The following is a 22,890-nucleotide window of genomic DNA, read 5'->3' on the forward strand; positions in this document are numbered from 1 at the left end:
TCTTACTGAAATGAAAAATAAATTATATATCATCCTGTTTTTTGTGCTGGCTATGGGAAGCCAGTCTTGTCAGGACTTCCTGACTGAAGAATTGGTGTCTGACGTTTCTGCTTCTTCTTACTATACCACAGCAGCTGGATTTGAAGATGCGGTAAAAGCCACCTATTGGTGGAATAAAAGGTTCTTTGGACCGGAGCGTGGATTTACCATGTCTGTTTTTGGTACCGATACCTATACCGAAGGTGCTGATGGTGGCCATAAAGTATTGAATCGATATGACGGGGGATTGAATCCTCAACAAGGTTTTGTCAGGCTTACCTGGAATGAATTCTATAGAGGAATCAATCAGGCCAATGCGGTGATAAATCGTTCTGAAGGCCTGGATATAGACGCAGGCCTCAAAACCCAACGCATTGCTGAGGTTCGTTTTCTTCGCGCCATGTTTTACTATATGTTGACCTCTCATTATGGAGATGTTCATTTGACATTGGAAGAAACGGAAGGGGTAGAAATTGAAGCCAATAGAACAGATATTGAGGAAGTATATAACCAGGCAATTATTCCTGACCTTGATTTCGCTATTGCTAACTTACCCGATTCAGATAGTGATTTTGGCCGTGCTATTAAGCCTGCTGCAGAATTTCTCAAAGCTAAAGTCATGCTGAGAAGAGCGCATCGCACCAATTCTACTGCAGATGCAGCTACTGCTGAAGGCCTATTGAACAATGTGATCAACAATTACGGCTATGCCCTTTTGGATGATTTTGCTGATCTATGGGAAATTGGTAATGAGGAGAACTCGGAAATCGTTTGGTCGATCCAAAACAGCAAATCTCAGGTGGATGAAGGACTTGATCCGGAAGGACACCGTGGACACCTCTACTTCCTCTTTGAATATGATGTACGTCCTGGCATGACCCGTGATATCAACAACGGTCGCCCATGGAAACGTTTCCGCCCAACGGACTTTCTCTTGAACCTCTGGGATGTAAGCGTTGATGCTCGTTATGACAAATCCTATAAGCATGCCTGGATTTCAAATAATCCTGGAACAATACCTACCTGGACTGCTGCAGATGCAGCTGCTGGGCGTGGGATTGAAGGAGAACCCAAATATGCATTGGGAGATACGGCTCTTCGTATGATTCATCCACAGAGAGAAGATGAGTGGACAGATGAAAGAATTGCTGATACTCGTTATGTGGTTTATACGCAAAGAAATGACTATTGCTTTAGTTGTGTAACTCACTTACGTGTATTCCCTTCTATGAATAAGTGGATCGATGATACTCGTCCGGATCGTCAAAAAACCCAGGGTCAAAGAGATTATGTTTTCATGCGTTTAGGAGATGCCTATCTTCTGAGAGCGGAAGCTCGACATCTGCAAGGAGATGACCAGGGGGCTGCCGATGACATCAATGTCATTCGTGAAAGAGGAGCCTATGATGGGCAGGAAGCTGCTATGGTAATTACAGCTGGTGATATTGATATCGATTTTATTCTGGATGAAAGAGCTCGTGAATTGGTCGGAGAAGGTCATCGCTGGATGGACTTAACCCGGACAGGAAAACTCGTAGAAAGAGTTCGCCTTCACAATCCGGTAGGAGGACCTAATATCCAGGATTTCCATACCTTGAGACCTATCCCACAGGATCAGATTGACCGTACACAAGGCGGTTATCCACAAAATCCGGGATACAACTAAGACCTGAAATCTCTATATATATTCAATAATTGCTGAGTGATGGCCGACTGCTTTTGCGGTTGGTCATCACTTCTTTAAAAGCTGTTCATAATAAGGGGAAGCTTGGAAAATTCCTCCGCTTTGGGAATAATACTCCTGATTTGTATGAAAAACGCCTTCCTTCGCCTGAATCCAATTCGCTTCTTTATCAGGCAGTTTTTCTCTCATTTTCTCCCAGTTCTTATAGTTTTGCCAGCCATTGCATTCCTGAAGACCCAGGCCAGGCATTTCCGGAAAAGCAGGTAAGCGAGCAGCAACCGCTTTATTCCATTCAATCAAAATAGGATTTACTGTAAGGTCCGCACAAAAACAGGGAACCTTATGTTCATAGGCTACTTTCGCTATTTTGAGGGTCATACTCAGGGTTTTTGCTACCGCTTTTACTGCGATGGAATTATAGCCTTGTTGGATTCTACTTAATGCATCCGCATCTGTATGGGCACTTTCATCTGCAGCTATTCGGGGCCCTCTTTCTGCCAATTCACTTACATCTTCCTGATTTCTTTCCCCAAAAGGCTCTTCTATCACGGCAATCTGAGCTAGTGCTCCTATCTCCTCTGCATAATCCATAAATCGGAGAAGTGTTTCTTTCTTTTCATATCGGCCATTCGCATCAAAGTAATAAGGGAGTTTTCCATCTTTGCTATGTGCTGTTTCTCTCTGCCCTATAGTTTGGTGGATATGCTTGAGGAATTCTTTATCTTTTTCCAACATTTCTTCCTGACTTCCCGGCGCACCAATCTTGATTTTAAGGATGAAAAATCCCTGATCTACCAAGGCTTGAATTTCATTCATACTGCTGCCATAACCCAGTGCGGGAATACTCACGACTTTGCGGTGTCTGGCCGAAAGCCCATCTCTGAAATCTTCAGGTATCAATTCGTCAAAATTTTTGATCCCATTTTGTTTTGCATAAAGGAGCCAGGCTGCATTATCCAGGGCCACCAGTGCATTCAATGCAAAGGTTTTCCGTAAATCCGGATTGGCTGTAATCTTTTTGCCATAAGACCAAACCTCCGGTAGAAGTTCAGACAACAATTGGATGGGATTTCCGAAAGAATTGCCATTGACTATTTGGAGGGCTCTTTCTCCCATAGCATACATAAGCGCATTTCCTCCATTTTCAGAATGCTGAGCAAAAACCTTCGAATCAGACCATAGCACATTTTGAGTACCCAAGCCTATACTGTATTGATCCCTGTCGTTTTGCAAAAATGCCATCGTTTGCCATACCTCAGTCATGGCACTTCCCTTAAATCCAAATGGCTTTTTAAGGACTTCCCGTTCAAAATTATGATTGACTTTTTTTATGTGAATAGGGCTTTTGCGGATACTCATAGACAAGGGATTAGGGTATGACAAACTGGAGCCAAGGCTTGCAGATGCCCAGGCCGTTTTTTGAAGGAAATCTCTTCTTTTCATGTGGATAAAGGATCAAAAGTACAGGCTATAGTCAAAAGAAGTAGTAGCTCGGTATAATTTGTTCATAATCAGCCAAAAATCCTTGGAAAATCTTCTGCAAATTCCTTGAAAATACATGCCATTTTAGGGAATTTGATGGTACCGTTTTGTATCTTTATTTGCTCGAATATAAAACTACTATGAACAGGAATCGAATGCACAGAAGGGGCTTTTTGAAAACCCTGGGAGTTGGCGCTGCGATTGGTGCTACTTCCCAACAGGAAATCCAGGCAAAATCCAAAGCTGCTGAAAAAAAAATCTCTCCTAATGACAAAGTTAGAATTGCCTCCATTGGGATGGGAATCATCGCCTTTGAAAATATGGGCGTACTGGCCCGTATGCCTGAGGCCGAATTTGTAGCAGCTGCTGATTGTTATACGGGTCGATTGCAAAGGACAAAAGAGGTCTTTGGGAAAGAGATTGCTACTACCCAGAATTATAAAGAGCTCCTCGAAAGAAAAGATATAGATGCTGTCGTTATCAATACCCCGGATCACTGGCATGGACAGATTGCTGTAGACGCTATGAAGGCGGGGAAAGCCGTTTACATTGAAAAACCGGTGATCCAGAAAATCGAAGATGGACACAGGATTATAAAGGTTGAGAAGGAAACCGGCCAGCCAACCATCGTCGGTTCCAAACAATTTCGCCAACCGCTTTACCAGAAAGCGCGAGAACTTATTGCCAAAGGAGAAATCGGGCAACTTACCGCAGTCGAAGCAGTAGTTAGCCGAAACAGTGGGATTGGTGCCTGGCAATATTCTATTCCAACAGACGCCAGCGAAAAAACCATTGACTGGAAGATGTTTTTAGGATCAGCTCCAGATCGACCCTTTGATGCAGATCGTTTCTTCCGCTGGAGGAAATACTGGGATTACGGGACAGGTGTTTCAGGTGATATGTTTGTGCACAGACTTTCAGCACTCCACTATATCCTCGACAGCAAAGGACCCACCCAAATCTCTGCGATGGGAGGCGTCCGATACTGGAATGACAATCGAGAAGCTCCGGATATACTGATGGCATTATTGGATTATCCGGCTACCACTTCACATCCTTCATTTACCCTGATTCTGAAAGCCAATTTTGCAGATGCCAGTGGGGGAGGACCTGGATATAGATTTATCGGGAGTGAGGGTGTCATGGAAATTGGCTGGAGAAGTTTGACGGTGAAAAGAAATCCAAGAGGAAAATCGACAGAACAACAAATCGTAGAAGGTTATAATTCTGTCAGAACTTTCTCCAAAGAACAACAAGACGAATTTGTAAAAGAATATCGCAAGTATAAGTCTCAATCCAAGATGGGAACCGAAACGCGAAACACCTATGAAATGGAGCACAAAGGACCTGAAGATTATGATTCCGGAACGGACCATTTCGGTAGATTCCTGGCTGCCGTAAAAGGAAATAATGATATTATTCAGGATGCGACCTATGGACTACGTGCAGCTGCTCCTTCCATTATCCCTAACTACTGCATGCGAGAAGGGAAAGTATATAATTGGGATCCTTATGCAATGAAAATCCTATAGCTTCTGAATTATGAAAAAATATCTGGGCATAGCGAGTCTTGGGCTCCTTCTGATTGTAGCGCTTTTCTGGATGATCTCTGCGCAAGAAGTCCCTGTAGATTTCAATGCAGAGGTGAGGCCCATTTTCAACAACAATTGTATCAGTTGTCATGGAGGGGTAAAGAAAAATGGGGATTTTAGCCTGCTTTTTCGTCATGAAGCCTTGGAGCCCGCAGAATCCGGACTTCGAGCTATCGTTCCCGGCCAACCGGATAGTAGTGAGTTGCTGCGGAGATTGACTCATCCTGATCCAGAGACTCGTATGCCATTGGATGCCGATCCTTTGGGCGAAGAGGAAATTGCCATCTTGAGGAAGTGGATCAAACAGGGAGCAAAATGGGAAGAACACTGGGCCTATATTCCTCCGAATCCTCAATTAGAAGCGCCCAAAATAAATGACTCCTGGGTGAAAAATGATATCGATCGTTTTGTGTTGGAGAAATTAGAAGAAAGGGAGTTGAAACCTTCAGAACAGGCAGAAAAGGAAGTTCTGTTGAGAAGAGCGAGTCTTGATTTGATCGGGATACCTCCGGATTTAGAAATGCTGGATGAGTTTTTAGCTGATGAAAGTCCGGATGCCTTTGAAAAAGTATTGGATCAGTTATTGGCCTCTCCTCATTTTGGGGAAAGATGGGCCACTATGTGGTTGGACCTGGCTCGTTATGGAGATTCTCAGGGCTACCAAAAGGATAAATTCAGAGATATCTGGAGATTTAGAGATTGGGTGATAGATGCATTTAATCAGGATATGCCATTCGATCAGTTTACCATCGAACAGCTAGCTGGGGATCTTTTACCAAAACCCGATACCCAACAATTATTAGCTACAGCCTTCCATCGAAATACCATGGCCAATGATGAAGGGGGGACCGATGATGAGGAATTTCGCGTGACAGCTGTCATAGATCGGGTGAATACAACCTTCGAGGTATGGCAGGGAGTAAGTATTGCCTGTGTGCAATGCCATTCGCATCCCTATGATCCTTTTTTACATAAAGAATTTTACCAGGCCTATGCTTTTTTCAACAATACAGCCGATCACGACAGATACGATGACTTTCCCCGCATTAAATTAAAATCCGCAGCTCAGGAACGAGAAATCGCAGAACTAAAATCCTGGTTATATGCACATGAGGGGGATAGCGATTATGAAGAAAAGTTGGCCGAATTGGAAAGCATCCGTGCAGGAAATACACCTGTCATGCAGGAATTACAAGGAGAAGAAAGACGAATTACCAGACTCTTTGAAAGAGGAAACTGGTTAGTGCATGGAGATACGGTCGAAGCTGCTGTTCCTTCCATTTTAAATGAAATGCCAGAAGCAGCTCCTGCCAATCGTTTAGGTCTAGCTCAATGGCTGGTAGATGCGAATAATCCCCTTACTGCCCGGGTGATTGTCAACCGATTTTGGGAACAAATTTTTGGGATAGGTCTGGTTGAAACCCTCGAAGATTTCGGTTCACAAGGTGCCAAGCCCTCCAATCAAAAATTGTTGGATCATTTGGCTTTGAGATTTATGCATGAGCATAAATGGAGTGTGAAAGCTTTGCTAAAAGAGATTTTGATGTCAGCGAGCTATCAGCAAAGTTCAAAAGTTAGTCCTGAACTACTGGAAATAGATCCTGCCAATCGATATCTCGCTCGCGGGCCTCGAATTAGGCTTTCTGCAGAACAAATTCGGGATCAGGCTTTGGCTGTGAGTGGATTGTTGAGCAAGAAAATGTTCGGCCCCAGTGTTATGCCTCCTCAACCGGAGGGTGTTTGGCAGGTCATTCGTAATGTCTTAAGATGGGTGCCGAGTGAAGGAGAAAATCGCTACCGTCGGGGCCTTTACACCTTTTGGAGGAGATCCAGTCCCTATCCCTCATTGATTGCATTTGATAGTCCGAGTAAAGAGTATTGTGTATCCCGAAGAATAAGAACCAATACCCCCATACAAGCCCTGGTTACCCTCAACGATTCTACATATCTCGAATCAGCCCTTGCTTTGGCCGAACAAATGATAGAATTGAATGAGGTAGAAACAAAGGAAAAACTTGCCTTCGGTTATAGAAGAGCCAGTATGAAATATGCAGATAAGGGAATCCTGAACAGCCTCAACGCATTCTATGAGGAATCAGAAACCTACTACGATCAGCATCCAGAAGAGCTTCGAAAATTTCTTCCCAAAGAAGAAGATCCGAAACCAGAAAAAGCCGCTTTAGTCCATGTTGCAAATGTGATCCTGAATTTGGACGAAATAATTACCAAGGAATGAAACTTTTCAAAGAAGCCCACGAGAAACATCAATCTTTACTCAAAAGAAGACAGTTCCTGAAAACCGCAGGGCTGGGATTGGGTTCACTAGCCTTTGGATCCATGATGGCTTGTGAACATCCGATGGCCAAAGGAGCCATAGATATGAGTAATCCCTTGCTTGCCAAGGCTTCCCATTTTGCACCAAAAGCAAAACGGATCATTTTCCTCCATATGGCAGGCGCTCCTTCTCAATTAGAGCTTTTCGACTACAAACCTCTTCTACATCAATTGGATGGGAAACCTTGTCCGGATTCTTTGTTACAGGGGAAAAGGTTTGCATTCATACAAGGTGTCCCGAATATGTTGGGACCGCAGGTTTCTTTCGGCCAACATGGACAATCTGGTGCCTGGGTATCTGAACTGTTTCCTCATTTTCAATCGGTAGTAGATGAGGTGGCATTTCTAAAGGCCGTCGAAACGGATGAATTTAATCATGCCCCGGCACAATTATTCATGCATACGGGTAGTCCTCGTCAGGGGAGACCAAGTATGGGTTCATGGGTTACCTATGGATTGGGTTCTGAAAATCAAAACTTACCAGGATTTGTCGTTCTCGTATCAGGTCAATCAGCACCCAGTGCAGGTAAAAGTGTTTGGGGATCAGGTTTCATCCCATCCGTTTATCAGGGAGTGCAATTGAGATCAAAAGGTGATCCTGTATTGTATGTTTCTGATCCGGAAGGCGTTCCCCGCGATCTGAGAAAGCAGGCAATAAATACCATCAATGATATCAATCGCCAACAGTATGAAGACTATGGCGATCCGGAAATTCTTTCTCGTATTTCTCAATACGAAATGGCTTTTAAAATGCAGATGACTGTTCCTGAAGCCATGGATATCAGCAAAGAATCAGCGGCTACTCATGAGATGTATGGAACCGAACCTGGCAAGACTTCCTTCGCCAATAATTGCCTCCTGGCAAGAAGATTAGCTGAAAGAGATGTCCGATTCATCCAACTTTTTCACCGAGGATGGGATTCTCATGGTAGCAATGAGTTTGAAGCCCTCGAAGGCGGTTTTTTGAAAAGATGCGAAGAAGTTGATCAGGCGATGACAGCCCTGATTACTGACCTGAAACAGAGAGGACTTTTGGAAGAAACCCTGGTTATTTGGGGAGGGGAATTCGGGCGAACGCCCATGAGAGAAAATCGCGGAGGAAAAATTGCCCCTTTTAATGGTCGTGATCACCATAGCGATGCCTTCACCATGTGGATGGCTGGTGGTGGGATAAAGCCGGGTATCACTTATGGAGAGACCGATGAAATTGGATACTATGGAGTTCGGGATCGGGTGCATGTCCACGATTTACAAGCGACAATCCTTCATACCCTGGGAATGGACCATGAAGCCTTGACTTATCGGTTTCAGGGACGAGATTTTCGTTTGACGGATGTGCATGGGCATGTGGTGCATGATATTTTGACTTAATCTTTTTTTATTTTTTGATTGTCTTTGTAAGGGTGTTTCCATCTTTTTTAGAAAAAGATGGAGTCAAAAATTGCAGAGCCCAAAGCCAGCCTCACAGGCCGCCCCGGCTCCCGATGGGCGCTGCAGGGCCATCGCGCTTGAGTAGGGACAGGAGCTTGCAGCAGCTTGATTTTTCATCTAAGGAAAAGAAAACAAGACTCAAATAAGAAATGACAAGAAAAAGGATTTACCACGCCACCATCGCATCCTGAAACAAAGCCGTCAAATCCTCGGCATCAGCCGGACGGGGAGAAAGTTTCGTAACCCTGTGTTGAGGTAATGTCCCCTCTACCAAAGCAGGTATATCTTCCGCGGTAAAACCGATAGCTGAAAGTCCGTTGGGTACGTCGAGATCCTTCATAATCTTGACAATCTCATTCGCCAACAATGGGCCTGCTTCTTCACGAGCATTCTTGACCTTACTGATATCTCCTCCCATAATCTCCACAGCTTTCAAATGCCTTTCCGGACATGCTTGCCCCGTAAAACGAAATACTGCCGGAGCATTCAAAACCACAGACATTCCATGCGGGATAATTGGATGTGGTGTATTGAGACCTTCAGGTATATATTCTCGAACCATGCCCGAAACGGGATAAGACATGCCATGACAGAGATGAACTCCTGCATTCCCAAAACCCATACCTGCCATACTTGAGGCTAGAATCATATTTGAACGGGCTTCCATATCGTCGGGATTTCGGTAGGCGCGAACGATGTATTTAGAAACGAGATCGACTGCCTTAAGAGACCAAATATCACTGATCGGATTATTGCCTTGATAAGCCGGACGCAATATGGGTCTGGCGGGAAGTGGTCTTTGGTTAAAATCCAGTGCGGTATAGGATTCCAGGGCATGACATAGTACATCCAGCCCAGAAGAGGCAGCTATTACCGGGGGCATGTCCCGAGTATTTTCTGGATCAACCAAAGCCAATGTTGGCTTGAGGTATCTATGAGCAATTCCGGTTTTTACGTGCCGATCACTAAGGTCAAAGATTGCGACTCCGGTTGTCTCGCTTCCGGTTCCTGCAGTGGTTGGTACAGCAATTAAGGGCTTCACCGGGCCGGGTATTGGTTTCCCTGCGCCGATGGGGGCATTTATATAAGCAAAGAAATCATCCGGATAGGTGGCATAAAGGTTAGCAGCTTTTGCCGTATCTATGGTTGAACCTCCTCCTACCGCCAAAAATGCCTCATATTTTCCTTCCTGAGCCACCTTTACTGCTTGTTTAAAAGATATATCAGTAGGTTCTACCCGAACTTCATCAAAAACATCATATTCTATCCCTTCAGATTCCAGGGCTTCCTTTGCTGTTTGAACCGGATAAGCCTCTTTGAGGTTTTGATCTGTGATAAGCAGGACACGTTTAATGCCCATATCTTTGAAGTCCATTCCTACTTCTCGGGTAACTCCGGGTCCGTACCTGAGATTGGAACTCCCCATTTGAATCGCGTAGTCTTTTTGCATTTGCTTTATCTAAAAATGATCTTTCCAAATTTTGTGGGCTGGTGAAAGCTTCCTTGAGTAGGGGACCAGGCCATGTACTTCATCTCACTTGCATCATCATTGATGCGGTAAAAATTGATGTCCCATTCGTAGCCTGATAGTTTGTCCGGGTGATAGTCTTCTACCAGTTCTTTTAAGGGAAGCGCAATCTCTACTGTCCAATACTGATCTTCATCTTTGCGCTTGTTGACAGTGCCGGCGACATGGACAGCTGTTTTGATACCCTTCATATTGTACTTGAGGGTTTCGTCTACATCAATATTTACCGGATCAACAATGTAGCTGTCGTAAATTACATTTCGAGCTGAAACTTCAAACTCAAAATAATCATTGGGGCTTTCATCCACATCAATAAATACTTCGACAGCTTCCTCTTTCCACAAATACTCATCTCTTTTACTGAAACTACTGTGAATATCTTTGTCCATACACTTGAAGCCGATATACAGGTATTCTTCATCATGAAAAACAGTCGCAGAACTAATATAATCCTGATCCAGATTTACCTTTCTATCCATGCTGTTTTTTAGGTAAACTTCATTGCCAGATTGATAAATCTTTTCGTCCAATCTACCATCAACAACTATAGACTCATCCACCTTTTCTGCTACAATTACCGGATTCGGATTGCCCAGCATAGGAAACATCATTTTTAACTCTTGTTCGGACGGTTGTTTGCCGTATTCGCAAACCTGGAAGGTTTCGGCATTTTCTATGCCCTTTGCTACTTCCTCTCCATACCATTTTGCCAGAGAAAGTTTTGTCGCATCATTCACGGATCTCCTCCAAACCTTTTGAAGCCAAAGTTTGCGCTCCTTTTTATCCTTGGGAACCTGATCGAATGCTTGATTGGTCCAGGGAAGCCACTCATAAAATTGAGATTCATGGGCATCCAAAGCATTGTATTTTTTCTCAATGACAGGATCAATATTCACAGCAATTTGTGGTTCGAAAGGATTGGGCTTTTGGAAACGATCCTGGCAGTATAGGAAGACTGGATTTTTCTCCAATGGAGGTGTGTCCGAGGCAACATTTGGAACGATCACCATATAGGCTGCATCTTGAACCACCAATCCACAATTTCTATGATCGGGATGGTAATCATTGGGGCGAGGGATGATGACGATATCAGCATTCCAACGTCTGATCCTACGGATTACCTGCAGACGTACATCGAGGCTAGGGAAAAGTTCTCCATCATGGTTGTCGAGCACTTCATATTCGACTATTCCCAGCCGCCTTGCCGATTCCTTTGCTTCTGCTCTTCTTCTTTTTGCCAAGGCTCCTCCTCCCATACTTTGATGTCCGGCATCTCCATTTGTCAGGGAAAGAAATTTTACCCTATGTCCCATACTAGCCCATTGAGCGGCTGTACCTCCCGCACAAAGATCAGCATCATCGGGATGAGCACCGATTACGATTACATTTAGTGGCTTAATTTGACTTAGGCCCAGAGAATGAAATATGAAAAAGGATAGCAAAAGGATGAATCCTTTTTTGAGGATAGTGTAGTAGTAATTCATAAGATTATCTTAGCATTTTCTACCCTAAGATACGATACTCTAAGAATGTTTTAAATTATTCCCAATTCCCCTAATCATTTTGTATTTTATTTAAGAGTCCTACTACTACCATAGATAAAAACAGACTCTCAATAATTGCTCGTTTTTTACACGCTAATACACTACAATGTCAGCACTTGCATCTAAAACTGCCATCGTCACCGGAGGAGCTGGTGTCCTGGGAGGAGCCATGGCCAACGGACTTGCCCTTGCTGGGGCTAAAGTCGGAATTCTGGGAAGAAATATTGAAAAAATTCAGGCTAAAGTTGGAGAGATTGAATCACTCGGAGGAAAAGCTTTAGGATTGAAAGCGGATGTACTGGATAGGAAGGAATTGGAGCAGGCGAGGGATAAGTTGCTCGATCATTGGGGTGGGGTAGATATTTTGGTAAATGCTGCGGGGGGAAATATGAAAGGAGCGACTATTATGCCTGAACAGGATATTTTCGACCTCTCAATGGATGACTTTAGCAGAGTTACAGACCTGAATTTAAAAGGAACACTCCTGCCGAGTTTAGTATTTGGGAAAAGTATGGCTGAAAAGAAAGCCGGTAGTATCGTAAACATCTCATCCATGGCTGCTCAACAAGCCTTGACCCGAGTTGTAGGATACTCTGCCTCCAAAGCAGCGATTGACAATTTGACCAAATGGATGGCTGTGGAAATGGCCCATAAGTTTGGCCCCAAACTCCGGGTAAATGCTATCGCACCAGGCTTTTTTATAGGGGAACAGAACCGAAAACTTTTATTGCAAGAAGATGGGAGCCTTACAGCCCGAGGAAAAAACATTATAGAGCAGACTCCTATGAGGCGATTTGGCGAGCCGGAAGAATTGATCAGTACCCTGGTTTGGTTATGTGATGATGCAACTTCTTTTGTGTCGGGAATTATCGTTCCGGTAGATGGGGGCTTTAGTGCCTTTTCCGGAGTCTAAAAAGTGAAATCCAAAAAGAATTTTTCCTTATAAATGGATTCATAAACGATTTCAACTTCGACCCCTTTATGCTTAAAATCTCGTACCCCCAGAATAAGCTTATTAGCACCGGGAGAAACCACACTGTTTTTTGAATAATTATAGCTGGCAGATATATCTTTCAATTGACCCATATCTTTAAGTAGATCATAGGCCCGGCCAAAGGATTTTCCGTCCTTGGAAAAGTTCATTTTTTTTATAATTGCTGGCCCCAGGCCTTCATTAGAAAAACTTATACTCCTTATGCTGTCATTTGTATAGATGTGAAAATCTAGTAGGGGTCTGACACTGAGCTTGTTATGTTCTTCCAAAGAACTCATTTGCCATACGGAAACAATGAGTGCTGAAAGTGCGATAATTACCACCCCATAATGGGACATTTTCTCAATTCTGCTTAGGGCCATTTTGCTATAATTTATCTTGAAAGTAAAAAAAGAATTTAGGGATTGAAGGCAGCGAAATTAATTCCTCTATTTTTGGTCAAATTTAAGCGAAAATATTTGAGTTTTAGGAGATTCAGCCTTAGTTTAAGTTAACGAAAATGAGCCTCAAAAATGCAATTCTATCCTATAAATAAGAGGATAGGTTCCGGACTAGTTTTGTGCCGACTTATACCATCCGCTTCTCGTCATTTTTTCGAGCTCCTTTCCTTTCTGGTGATCAGTGTACGATTGCCCAAACTATAGCTCGATAAAAAGCTAGGTCTCTAATCTAAGAATCAGAAGATGGCCAGATTCTCAAAACTACATTTGCTACAAGTTGCCCAAAATCAGGGCATGTTTCCCTTGTTTTATCATCCGGTTTCGCTCTATGGGCCGGGCTTTGTCAAAGCAATCATAGGTCCCCAGCCCAGGATACAGATTATACCCATGGGAGGAGTATCTCCAGACAGAGTAAACTTCAGTGCCTGGTTTGAAGCCAAACTAAGCTGTATGGGCATGGGCTCAAAACTTATCACCAAAAAAATTGTGAAAAACAGAGACTTTAGCCTTTTGGAAAAAAATACCCAAAGAACCCTGAACCTTATACAGGAAATCAGAAATGGCCGCTAGTAAACAAACCCATTTAGAAACCGCTCAAAGATTGGATCATGCATAAGATCAAACCTTTCCTCGACGAGAATTTTCTGCTGGAGAATGCAACAGCGGAGATTTTATATCACGAATTTGCCAAAGATCAACCCATCATTGATTATCACAATCATCTACCTCCGGGAGAGATTTTGCATAACAAAAGCTTTTCTACCTTGACAGAGGTTTGGTTAAAAGGAGATCATTATAAATGGCGAGCGATGCGGGCCAATGGAATCGGGGAGGAGTTCATCACCGGATCTATCTCTGATCGGGAAAAGTTCAGAAAGTGGGCAGAAACTGTGCCTTTTACCATGCGAAACCCCCTGTACCACTGGACGCATTTAGAACTCAAGCGATACTTCGGGATACATAGCTTACTCAATGCTAGCACGGCAGATGAGGTGTATGATCAGGCTACAGAACTATTACAGCAAGATGCTTTCTCAAGTAGAGGCTTACTTGAAAAAATGAATGTGAGCTTACTTTGCAGTACCGATGATCCGACTGACGATCTCAAATCGCATCAAGCCCTTAAAAAAGAAGGCTGGAAAATTCGACTGCTGCCAGGTTTCAGGCCGGACAAGTTTATCATGATCCAGACAACTGCTTTTCCGGATATGCTGGCAAAACTGGAGGCCTGCACGGCTAAGAACATAGAAACCTTTAGCAGCCTCATGGAAGCTCTTGAAGAAAGGATGGATTACTTCCATGGATTGGGATGTCGGCTTTCGGATCATGGATTGGAAAAGTTGTATGCAGAAGCCTATAAAGAGAAAGAAATCGAAGATATTTTCCGCAAAAGAATAGAAGGGAAAGACATTAGTTGCCTGGAAGCTCGAAAGTATCAGTCAGCTATTTTGTATCGTCTGGCACTCCTTTATCATAAAAAAAACTGGACCATGCAGTTTCATCTGGGAGCTATCAGGAATAATAATGATCGATTGATGAGGAGACTGGGGGCAGATGTGGGAGCGGATTCTATTGGTGATTTTGAACAGGCACGAGCGCTTTCAAGCTTTTTGAATCGATTGGACCGGGAGGAAAAACTGGCGCAAACAATCCTGTATAATCTCAATCCGGGAGACAATGAAGTCTTTGCGACTATGGCAGGGAATTACAATGATGGGAGTGTTCCGGGCAAAATACAATGGGGCTCAGCCTGGTGGTTCCTGGATCAAAAGGATGGGATGGAAAAGCAAATAGACGCTCTATCCAATATGGGTATGTTGTCGAGATTCATCGGCATGCTGACCGATAGCAGGAGCTTCCTTTCTTTCCCCCGCCATGAATATTTCCGAAGAATCCTCTGTAATCTGATCGGCAAAGATGTCCACAAAGGAGAACTCCCTCATGACATCCCCTGGTTGGGTAAGATGGTTGCAGATATTTGCTATGGAAATGCCAAACGCTATTTTGATTTCTAAGCTAAAAACCTAACTTAAAAGTTAACGCCCAAAACCATTGAAATTTCTACTCTTACAGGCGGCTATGTCTCTCAAAATTTGGCCTATGGGGCTGGAAAGAGATAGAACTTAGAGATTTGACGGTTTTTGTGCTGCTTTTTGCTGCCAGAAAGTAGCCAGGGACTAAAACTACTACAATGAAAAAACTCCTCTCAATTGCCATTCTCCTGTCTATCCTGAGCTGCTCAGAGATCAGTGGAGTTAAAAACCTCAAACTTGGGCATGGTCTCGATGTAAGTCATCCGGTTCATAAGGCCCTGGAATTTCTGGCAGAACGGGTCCAGGAAAAATCTGGCGGTAGCCTGGAAATCGAAATTTATCCCAGCCAACAATTAGGTACCGAAAGGCAATGCCTCGAATTATTGCAAATTGGGAGTTTAGCTATGACCAAAGTTTCCGGAGCCGTAATGGAAAGCTTTGCCCCCAATACCAAAGTGCTGAGTTTGCCCTATATATTCAGAGGAAAAGAGCATGCACATCAGGTTTTTGATTCTAAATTGGGAAAAGACCTCTTAATTCAAGGGGAAAGGTATTGGCTCAGAGGCCTTGCTTATCTCGATGCCGGTCAACGTTCCTTTTATACCAAAGAAAGACCAGTCAAATCACCCGCCGATCTGGAAGGCTTGAAAATACGTGTACAGGAAAGTGTATCTGCCATGAACCTGGTTCGTTCTCTGGGTGGTTCACCTACTCCCATTTCCTGGGGAGAATTATATACTGCTTTGCAGCAAGGAGTAGTAGATGGAGCCGAAAATAATCCTCCTTCCTTTTATACCTCAAGACATTATGAAGTCTGCAAGTATTACTCCCTCAATGAGCATACGGCAGTTCCTGATATCCTGGTCATAAGTACGGTATTTTGGAATCGACTTTCTGAGCAAGAACAAGCATGGTTGCAGGAAGCTTCCGATGAAGCCATCGTTTATCAAAGAGAACTTTGGGCCAAAGCGGAACAAGAGGCCTTAGATGCTGTTCAAAAAGCCGGAGTAGAAGTGATTCGTCCCAGCAAAGATGCTTTTATGGAGAAAACTAAAGGACTACTGGATGCTTTTCAAGAAGAACCTGAAGTGTATAAACTCATTCAGGATATCCAGCAAATAGGCCTAAAAGATGAGCAAATTGAAAATGCCGGATAATCCAGCCTGATGCGATTTCTTTCAATAGCTATTTCTCTGATTTTTCTTTTTTCCTGTTCTATGGGAAAGAAAGAAGTCAATACTTCCTTTCCTCAAAAACCAAATATCATCCTCATCATGGTGGATGATTTGGGCTGGGGCGATGTCGGTTTTAATGGAAATCAAAAAATAAAAACCCCAAATCTGGATAAGCTGGCTTCTAAAGGATTTCGCTTGTCTCGTTTCTATTCAGCAGCACCGGTTTGTTCGCCTACAAGAGCCTCCTGCCTCACAGGTCGCAACCCCAATCGCATGGGCATTCCCGGAGCCAATACGGGACATATGCTGAAAGAGGAAATCGGACTTGCTGAAGTCTTAAAAGCTATGGGGTATAGAACCGGCCATTTTGGGAAGTGGCATTTGGGTACCCTGACAACTCAAATGAAGGATGCTAATCGAGGCAAAGCGGGAGATTCGACACATTATTCTATCCCAAGTATGCATGGCTATGATGCCTATTTCTGTACGGAATCTAAAGTTCCGACTTATGATCCTCTCATTAAACCACTGGAATTTGATACTGCGAAGGGAGAATCTCTTCGATATGGTTGGGCAGCTGCGATTGAAGCGAAAAAGGAGGTTGAAGAATATGGTACCTGGTATTGGTCTGGAATTGAAGAAAGAGTGCTCAAAGAAATGGAGGGTGAGAATACCCGGATAATCATGGATCAAGTCCTCCAATTTTTAAAGAGAAATCAAAAAACTCCTTTTTTTACGACCATTTGGCCACATACTCCCCATTTACCCGTAGTAGCTGCTAAAAAGTACAGAGATATGTATGCAGGCCTTTCCCATGAAGAGCAATTGTATTACGGAAGTATTACTGCAATGGATGAGCAAATTGGTAGGCTATGGAACTATTTAGCGGAAAATGGGATAGCGGAAAATACCATGATCTGGTTTTGTAGTGATAATGGGCCTGAAAACCGCACTCCTGGTTCTGCTGCTCATTTCAGGGGGAGAAAGAGGAGTTTGTATGAAGGAGGGTTACGGGTTCCTGCATTTATGCTTTGGCCCGAAAAATTTGATCAGGGAAAAGAACTGGATTTCCCCATGTACACCAGTGATTACCTGCCTACGATTTTGGACTTCCTGGAGGTAGAGGAAAAAATTCATGACTATCCCCTTGATGGGATTAGTCTACGCGATGTTTTTGAAGGCAAAAAGAATAAGCGCCAGGCAGGAATGGGCTTTATGCACAGGAATGGGGCGAAATCCTGGGTACATCAGCAGTATAAATTGATTTCGCCTAAGAAAGATGCTGCTTTTGAACTCTATGATCTCCTTACTGATCCTTCAGAGGAAAATAATCTGGCCAGTCAATATCCCGCTATTTTATCTGAATTGAAAAGAGAGTTGGAGGAATGGTCAGCTTCTGTTGAAAGGAGTAATGAGGGAGCGGATTATCCCTAAAGCTATGGAAATACTCAGAAGAAATACAGCAGCCTTAAAACAGCAAAGACCCATTCGCGTCATGCAATTTGGAGCCGGGAATTTTCTCCGGGCTTTCAGTGATTGGATGATTGATATTCTCAATGAAAAGACCAATTTTGACGGAGATGTTTTGCTTGTAAAGCCCACAGAAAAAGGGGACTATGAAGAATTGAGAGCACAAGAGGGTTTATACCATGTCTTGCTCAATGGAGTAGAAAATGGAGAACTTAAGGAAGCCACGAGGCTTATTACTTGTGTTAGGCACATCATTCATCCCTATAAAGAATGGAGCGCCTATCTTGCTTCTGCCCAAAAGCCTGATCTCCGTTTCATCATTTCTAATACCACAGAATCGGGCATCGTCTATACTTCTGGAGAACCTAAAGCAGTAGATAATTGTCCCAAAGAATTCCCAGCCAAGCTTTGCTATTGGCTCTGGGCCCGCTACGAGCACTTTAAGGGGGCAGCTGATAAAGGATGTATTATTCTTCCGCTAGAACTGATAGAGGATAATGGAGCCAAATTAAAGGCAGCCATTTTATCCTATGCTAAAGATTGGGGGCTGGGACAGGATTTTGAAGCCTGGATTGATCAACACAATACCTTTTGCAATACCCTGGTTGACAGGATAGTTTCTGGATACCCCGAAAAGAAAGCCGCTGAAATACAGACCCATCTTCAGAAGGATGATAAGCTGCTGGTTGCGGGGGAAATTTACCATAGCTGGATCATAGAAGGGCCTGAATTTGTTCGGAATGAGCTCCCTTTTGATCAAACAGATCTCAATATTCAGTTGGTGAAAGAGCTGAATATTCATCGCCAGATAAAAGTTCGCATCCTCAATGGAGCACATACTTCGATTGTACCTATAGGTTTATTGGCGGGAGTGGAACTGGTTTCTGAAGCCATAGCACATCCTTTATTATCCCTTTACCTTCAAGCTCTATTAGAAAAAGAGGTGATTCCCAATATCGAATATGATAAGGCCTATTTAGAAGCTTTTGCCTCCGATGTAAAGGATCGTTTCAAAAACCCCCATATCAGACATCAATTGATCAGTATAGCCCTCAATTCCAGTTCGAAATTTGTCAGCCGTTTATTGCCGACTTTTAAAGACTATCTGAGAAAGAGGGAGGCTTTGCCCGTTCATATTTGTTTTGCCTGGGCAGCTTTGATTTGTTTGTATAAAGGGGAATGGAAAGGCAAACATTTCGCTCTGAAAGATGATGAAGAGAGGCTTGCTTTTTTTAAATCTTCCTGGGACAGGAATCCTAGGGCTTATGCTGAATTAGTTAGAACCATCCTCGCAAAAGAGGATATTTGGGGAGAGGACATGACAAATGTTCCGGAATTGAGCTCAGCTATTGCTGGATTTGTAGAACTCATAGATAGGCATGGGATGGAAGAAGCCCTGACCTACCTTTTACATGATATTTCCTGATAAATATGAAAAATACCTTCCTCAAAATACACCCTAAGGACAATCTCATAGTAGCTCTCCAGACCTTGACAAAGGGGACAAAAGTAGAGTTAGATGAAGGAATTCTGGAACTCCAGGAAGAAATTCCAGTCAAGCATAAATTTTCACAGGAGGATTTGCAAGAAGGAGAGGCTGTCTATATGTATGGAGTTTTGGTAGGGAGAGCGAGCAAGCCCATCAAAAAAGGGGGGCTGATCAATACGGAAAATCTTGTCCACGACACGGATGCCTATTCTACAGATCGGGCAAAACTGGATTGGACAGCTCCGGATATTTCGCGCTTTGAAGGCCGAAGTTGGCAAGGTTACCATCGTTCGGATGGGAGGGTCGGGACCGCAAATTACTGGCTGGTAATTCCCCTGGTATTTTGTGAGAATCGCAATGTTCGTGTGATGCAGGAATCATTGGTTGAAGCCCTGGGATATTCGACAGATAAGAGCCATAAAGTAGATATTGGCCCTCTCCTGGAAGCCTATAAAAACGGGGCTGATGCTGAAGGTTTGTTGGAACAAAAAATCCATCGGAGCCAGGAGGAAATTAGGCAGAGTAGACCCTTCTCCAATATTGACGGGATCAAATTTCTGACCCATGAAGGAGGTTGCGGAGGTACAAGAGAAGATTCTGAAACCCTTTGTAGGCTCTTTGCCAGCTATATCAATCATCCCAATGTCGGAGGAGCTACTGTCTTGAGTTTGGGATGCCAAAATGCTCAGATCAGGGTTCTACAAGAAGCTTTAGAAAGGGAAAACCCGAATTTCGACAAACCTCTTTATATCCTGGAACAACAAAAAAGCAAATCGGAACCGGACTTCCTCGAAGATGCGATAAAGCAGACTTTTGTTGGTTTGACTATTGCCAATCAGGTGAAAAGACAGGAAGCATCTTTGGATAAAATAAGCCTGGGACTGGAATGCGGGGGTTCGGATGGTTTCTCTGGTATTTCTGCCAACCCAGCTTTGGGCTATGCCTCTGATTTGCTGGTCGCCCTAAAAGGCCAGACTATTCTGGCTGAGTTCCCAGAACTTAATGGAGTGGAACAAGAGCTGATCAATCGTTGCGAAAACTCAGATATCGCTGAGAAGTTTTCTTATCTGATGAAGACCTATGCAGAAAGGGCCGAAGCTGTAGGTTCAGGTTTTGAAAACAATCCTTCTCCCGGAAATATAAAAGATGGCCTGATTACTGATGCTATTAAATCTGCAGGAGCAGCAAAAAAAGGGGGAACTTCACCTGTGAGGGATGTGCTCGATTATACCGAAATTGCACGAAAGCCGGGACTTCATCTTTTGTGTACCCCCGGAGGAGATGTTGAAAGCACTACAGGCCTGGCGAGTGCTGGCGCCAATGTAATTGTCTTTACCACTGGTTTGGGTACTCCTACAGGCAATCCTATAAGTCCTGTCCTCAAAATGTCCACCAATAATGCCCTCTATCAACGCATGCGTGATATCATCGACATCAATGCCGGAACCATCATCACAGGAGAGGACAGCATCCAAAGCAAAGGTGAAGAACTTCTTGAGCTCATCATTCAGGTAGCCAGTGGAGAATATGAAGCAGCAGCCGTCCGGCTCGGACAGGATGATTTTATTCCGTGGAAGCGCGGCGTGTCTCTTTGATACGTCCTCTATTTCTGTCCCAGAGACTCTACGCCTGTTAAGCGACTATCGGATAAAAATTGAGGCGAGAACAATACATAAAAAGAAGCTGTATACCGGGGATAGGATAGGCTTTTAAGTTATCCGCTTTAAAAATGAAGAAGTTCTTTCTGATATCTCCTCAGTTCGTATATATTTGGAATACTGGATCTAAGACTACAACAAAAGCAAAACTACCTCCTGCGATTCACCTCAAAGAGTCCGGGGGACTATATTCTAAATAACTCAACATGCGCTACCTAACTACTACTTTTATTTATCTGTTGATCGCTTTCTCACTCAAGGCTCAGGCTCCCAATGTTCTGCTCATTATCATTGATGATCAGGGCTATGGAGACTTATCTTGTCATGGGAATCCAGATCTTCCAACCCCTAATCTTGACGAATTACACCGAGTAAGTACTCGCCTGACCGATTTTCATGTGAGTCCCACCTGTTCTCCTACGCGAGCAGCTCTAATGACCGGGCATGTCAGCAATCGAACGGGGGTTTGGCATACCATAGCCGGTCGATCTTTATTGTATGAGGATGAAACTACACTTGCAGATGTATTTTCTATCAATGGGTATGCAAGTGGTATGTTTGGTAAATGGCACCTTGGGGATAATCACCCCTTCAGACCCATGGACAATGGTTTTGAACACGCGGTTTATCACGGAGGAGGAGGAGTTTTTCAAGGGCCTGATATTTGGGGCAATGATTATTTCGACGATAAATATTTTGTGAATGGAAAGGAAGAGGCTTTCTCTGGATACTGTACGGATGTGTGGTTTACGGAGGCGATGGATTTTATGGAGAAGAAGAGAAGAGAAGACAAGCCTTTCTTTACTTATCTGGCTACCAATTCTCCTCACGGACCCTTTTGGGTAGATCATCAATACAGTGCTCCCTTTGCCAATAATCCTCGTGTTCCTAATGCCAATTTTCACGGAATGATCTCAAATCTGGATGAAAATATGGGGCGGATGATGGCTTATCTGGACCGCTCCGGTTTGCGGGAAAACACGATTGTGATATTCATGACTGATAATGGAACGGCTCGTGGAGCTGAATTGGATAAAGTAAGCGGATTGGCGACCAAAGGATTCAATGCAGGTATGAGAGGTTTGAAAAATAGCCGATATGAAGGAGGGCATAGAGTACCATTCTTTATCAGTTGGCCAAAAGGAGGGATAGCTGAAGGTCGCAATATCGATGAACTGACAGCTCATGTAGATGTCTTGCCGACTTTGATTGATATGCTCGATCTAAAAGGTGCTGAAGGCTTGAATTTTGATGGAACAAGCCTCAAGGAAATTCTTTTAAATAAAGAGGCACATTTGGCAAAAAGAACCTTGATTACAGATACTCAGCGTCAGGAAAAGCTCGAAAAATGGCGCATGTGTGCCGTTATGCAGGATAAGTGGAGGTTGATCAATGGAGAGGAATTATATGATTTGAAAACAGATCCCGGACAACAAAAAGATATTGCTAAAAAGCATCCCCAGATTGTTTCAGAGCTAAGGGCAGAATATGAGAAATGGTGGGCAAGTCTGGAGGAAAGCGCCAATAAAATGGCGACTATTAGCCTTTGTTATGAAGGCGAACCTAATTTGATCTATGTCCATGATATGCATATGGACAAGGGCTATAATTCTGTTGCCTGGAATCAACGGATGATCCGTGCTGGTTTCAAAAGTGAAGGTTGGTTTGCGGTAGAGGCTCTGGAGACCGGCCGTTATAAATTCAGCCTGTATCGCTGGATTCCGGAACTAAATGTTCCGATAAAAGAAGGAATTCCCCCTCAACCTGGAGTGAAAGGAACCAGTGTGATTACCCTGGATGCTGGCAAAGCCCTTCCGATTCAAAAAGCGGGGATTTCTATTGGCGGGCAGAAAATGGAAAGTGAAGTTAGTGCAAATGATGTTGCTAAAAGCTTTGAAGTGGATTTGGAAAAAGGCAAACATCAGCTTCGCACCTGGTTTCAGGAAGCCGAAGGCAAAGCCTATGGTGCCTTTTACGTAAAGGTAGAGAAGCTGTAG

At 43.6% G+C, this 22,890-nt stretch carries 16 protein-coding genes; 12 read left to right on the plus strand and 4 right to left on the minus strand.

Annotated elements, in window-relative coordinates:
- Window positions 1-10 precede the first annotated feature (10 nt).
- Window positions 11-1,705 (plus strand): RagB/SusD family nutrient uptake outer membrane protein, encoded by a 1,695-nt coding sequence (locus R8P61_06470; protein ID MDW3646684.1) that lies wholly within the window; start codon window positions 11-13, stop codon window positions 1,703-1,705.
- 66 nt (window positions 1,706-1,771) lie between these two features.
- On the opposite strand, the gene R8P61_06475 is transcribed toward R8P61_06470, so the two are convergent.
- Window positions 1,772-3,166, minus strand: a complete 1,395-nt coding sequence (locus R8P61_06475; GenBank protein MDW3646685.1) for an enolase C-terminal domain-like protein — start codon at window positions 3,164-3,166, stop codon at window positions 1,772-1,774.
- Window positions 3,167-3,345: 179 nt separating this feature from the next.
- On the opposite strand from R8P61_06475, the gene R8P61_06480 reads away from it, so the two are divergent.
- From R8P61_06480 to R8P61_06490, 3 genes are read left to right on the plus strand one after another with little or no spacing between them, the layout of a single operon-like run.
- Window positions 3,346-4,737 (plus strand): Gfo/Idh/MocA family oxidoreductase, encoded by a 1,392-nt coding sequence (locus R8P61_06480; protein ID MDW3646686.1) that lies wholly within the window; start codon window positions 3,346-3,348, stop codon window positions 4,735-4,737.
- A 10-nt stretch (window positions 4,738-4,747) separates the two neighbouring features.
- On the plus strand, window positions 4,748-7,033 hold the full coding sequence (locus R8P61_06485) for a PSD1 and planctomycete cytochrome C domain-containing protein (GenBank protein MDW3646687.1): 2,286 nt from the start codon (window positions 4,748-4,750) through the stop codon (window positions 7,031-7,033).
- Window positions 7,030-8,502, plus strand: a complete 1,473-nt coding sequence (locus R8P61_06490) for a DUF1501 domain-containing protein (protein ID MDW3646688.1) — start codon at window positions 7,030-7,032, stop codon at window positions 8,500-8,502. The genes R8P61_06485 and R8P61_06490 overlap by 4 nt, the downstream gene beginning before the upstream one ends.
- A 226-nt stretch (window positions 8,503-8,728) precedes the next feature.
- On the opposite strand, the gene R8P61_06495 is transcribed toward R8P61_06490, so the two are convergent.
- The gene (locus R8P61_06495) at window positions 8,729-10,012 is read right to left on the minus strand and encodes a hydroxyacid-oxoacid transhydrogenase (GenBank protein ID MDW3646689.1); all 1,284 of its coding nucleotides are present in this window, start codon (window positions 10,010-10,012) and stop codon (window positions 8,729-8,731) included.
- Window positions 10,013-10,017: 5 nt separating this feature from the next.
- Window positions 10,018-11,574, minus strand: coding sequence for a carbohydrate-binding family 9-like protein (locus R8P61_06500; protein MDW3646690.1), 1,557 nt, complete (start codon window positions 11,572-11,574; stop codon window positions 10,018-10,020).
- Between the two features lie 166 nt (window positions 11,575-11,740).
- Between R8P61_06500 and R8P61_06505 the strand changes: the two genes are divergently transcribed.
- Window positions 11,741-12,547 (plus strand): SDR family oxidoreductase, encoded by an 807-nt coding sequence (locus tag R8P61_06505; GenBank protein MDW3646691.1) that lies wholly within the window; start codon window positions 11,741-11,743, stop codon window positions 12,545-12,547.
- Here R8P61_06505 and R8P61_06510 read toward each other — a convergent pair.
- Window positions 12,544-12,990 (minus strand): hypothetical protein, encoded by a 447-nt coding sequence (locus R8P61_06510; GenBank protein MDW3646692.1) that lies wholly within the window; start codon window positions 12,988-12,990, stop codon window positions 12,544-12,546. The genes R8P61_06505 and R8P61_06510 overlap by 4 nt on opposite strands.
- A gap of 321 nt (window positions 12,991-13,311) precedes the next feature.
- Between R8P61_06510 and R8P61_06515 the strand changes: the two genes are divergently transcribed.
- The 7 genes from R8P61_06515 (at window position 13,312) to R8P61_06545 (ending at window position 22,890) form a co-directional block, all read left to right on the plus strand.
- On the plus strand, window positions 13,312-13,638 hold the full coding sequence (locus tag R8P61_06515) for a hypothetical protein (GenBank protein ID MDW3646693.1): 327 nt from the start codon (window positions 13,312-13,314) through the stop codon (window positions 13,636-13,638).
- A gap of 38 nt (window positions 13,639-13,676) precedes the next feature.
- Window positions 13,677-15,083 (plus strand): glucuronate isomerase, encoded by a 1,407-nt coding sequence (uxaC, locus tag R8P61_06520; GenBank protein MDW3646694.1) that lies wholly within the window; start codon window positions 13,677-13,679, stop codon window positions 15,081-15,083.
- A gap of 176 nt (window positions 15,084-15,259) precedes the next feature.
- Window positions 15,260-16,258: a TRAP transporter substrate-binding protein gene (locus R8P61_06525; GenBank protein MDW3646695.1), complete on the plus strand. Its 999-nt coding sequence runs from the start codon at window positions 15,260-15,262 to the stop codon at window positions 16,256-16,258.
- Between the two features lie 9 nt (window positions 16,259-16,267).
- Window positions 16,268-17,710: a sulfatase-like hydrolase/transferase gene (locus R8P61_06530; GenBank protein MDW3646696.1), complete on the plus strand. Its 1,443-nt coding sequence runs from the start codon at window positions 16,268-16,270 to the stop codon at window positions 17,708-17,710.
- Window positions 17,711-17,714: 4 nt separating this feature from the next.
- Window positions 17,715-19,172, plus strand: a complete 1,458-nt coding sequence (locus tag R8P61_06535) for a tagaturonate reductase (GenBank protein MDW3646697.1) — start codon at window positions 17,715-17,717, stop codon at window positions 19,170-19,172.
- Between the two features lie 5 nt (window positions 19,173-19,177).
- Entirely contained in the window at window positions 19,178-20,830 is a 1,653-nt protein-coding gene (locus R8P61_06540; protein MDW3646698.1) for an altronate dehydratase family protein, read from the plus strand.
- A 269-nt stretch (window positions 20,831-21,099) separates the two neighbouring features.
- Complete coding sequence (locus R8P61_06545) at window positions 21,100-22,890, plus strand: arylsulfatase (protein MDW3646699.1); 1,791 nt, start codon at window positions 21,100-21,102, stop codon at window positions 22,888-22,890.

This window comes from Bacteroidia bacterium (assembly GCA_033391075.1).
Taxonomy (GTDB): domain Bacteria; phylum Bacteroidota; class Bacteroidia; order J057; family J057; genus JAWPMV01.

Excerpts from the sequence above, each read along its gene's own strand:
- R8P61_06470 (MDW3646684.1), top strand. The coding sequence starts at position 11 with ATGAAAAATAAATTATATATCATCCTGTTTTTTGTGCTGGCTATGGGA.
- R8P61_06475 (MDW3646685.1), bottom strand. The coding sequence starts at position 3,166 with ATGAAAAGAAGAGATTTCCTTCAAAAAACGGCCTGGGCATCTGCAAGC.
- R8P61_06480 (MDW3646686.1), top strand. The coding sequence starts at position 3,346 with ATGAACAGGAATCGAATGCACAGAAGGGGCTTTTTGAAAACCCTGGGA.
- R8P61_06485 (MDW3646687.1), top strand. The coding sequence starts at position 4,748 with ATGAAAAAATATCTGGGCATAGCGAGTCTTGGGCTCCTTCTGATTGTA.
- R8P61_06490 (MDW3646688.1), top strand. The coding sequence starts at position 7,030 with ATGAAACTTTTCAAAGAAGCCCACGAGAAACATCAATCTTTACTCAAA.
- R8P61_06495 (MDW3646689.1), bottom strand. The coding sequence starts at position 10,012 with ATGCAAAAAGACTACGCGATTCAAATGGGGAGTTCCAATCTCAGGTAC.
- R8P61_06500 (MDW3646690.1), bottom strand. The coding sequence starts at position 11,574 with ATGAATTACTACTACACTATCCTCAAAAAAGGATTCATCCTTTTGCTA.
- R8P61_06505 (MDW3646691.1), top strand. The coding sequence starts at position 11,741 with ATGTCAGCACTTGCATCTAAAACTGCCATCGTCACCGGAGGAGCTGGT.
- R8P61_06510 (MDW3646692.1), bottom strand. The coding sequence starts at position 12,990 with ATGGCCCTAAGCAGAATTGAGAAAATGTCCCATTATGGGGTGGTAATT.
- R8P61_06515 (MDW3646693.1), top strand. The coding sequence starts at position 13,312 with ATGGCCAGATTCTCAAAACTACATTTGCTACAAGTTGCCCAAAATCAG.
- uxaC (MDW3646694.1), top strand. The coding sequence starts at position 13,677 with ATGCATAAGATCAAACCTTTCCTCGACGAGAATTTTCTGCTGGAGAAT.
- R8P61_06525 (MDW3646695.1), top strand. The coding sequence starts at position 15,260 with ATGAAAAAACTCCTCTCAATTGCCATTCTCCTGTCTATCCTGAGCTGC.
- R8P61_06530 (MDW3646696.1), top strand. The coding sequence starts at position 16,268 with ATGCGATTTCTTTCAATAGCTATTTCTCTGATTTTTCTTTTTTCCTGT.
- R8P61_06535 (MDW3646697.1), top strand. The coding sequence starts at position 17,715 with ATGGAAATACTCAGAAGAAATACAGCAGCCTTAAAACAGCAAAGACCC.
- R8P61_06540 (MDW3646698.1), top strand. The coding sequence starts at position 19,178 with ATGAAAAATACCTTCCTCAAAATACACCCTAAGGACAATCTCATAGTA.
- R8P61_06545 (MDW3646699.1), top strand. The coding sequence starts at position 21,100 with ATGCGCTACCTAACTACTACTTTTATTTATCTGTTGATCGCTTTCTCA.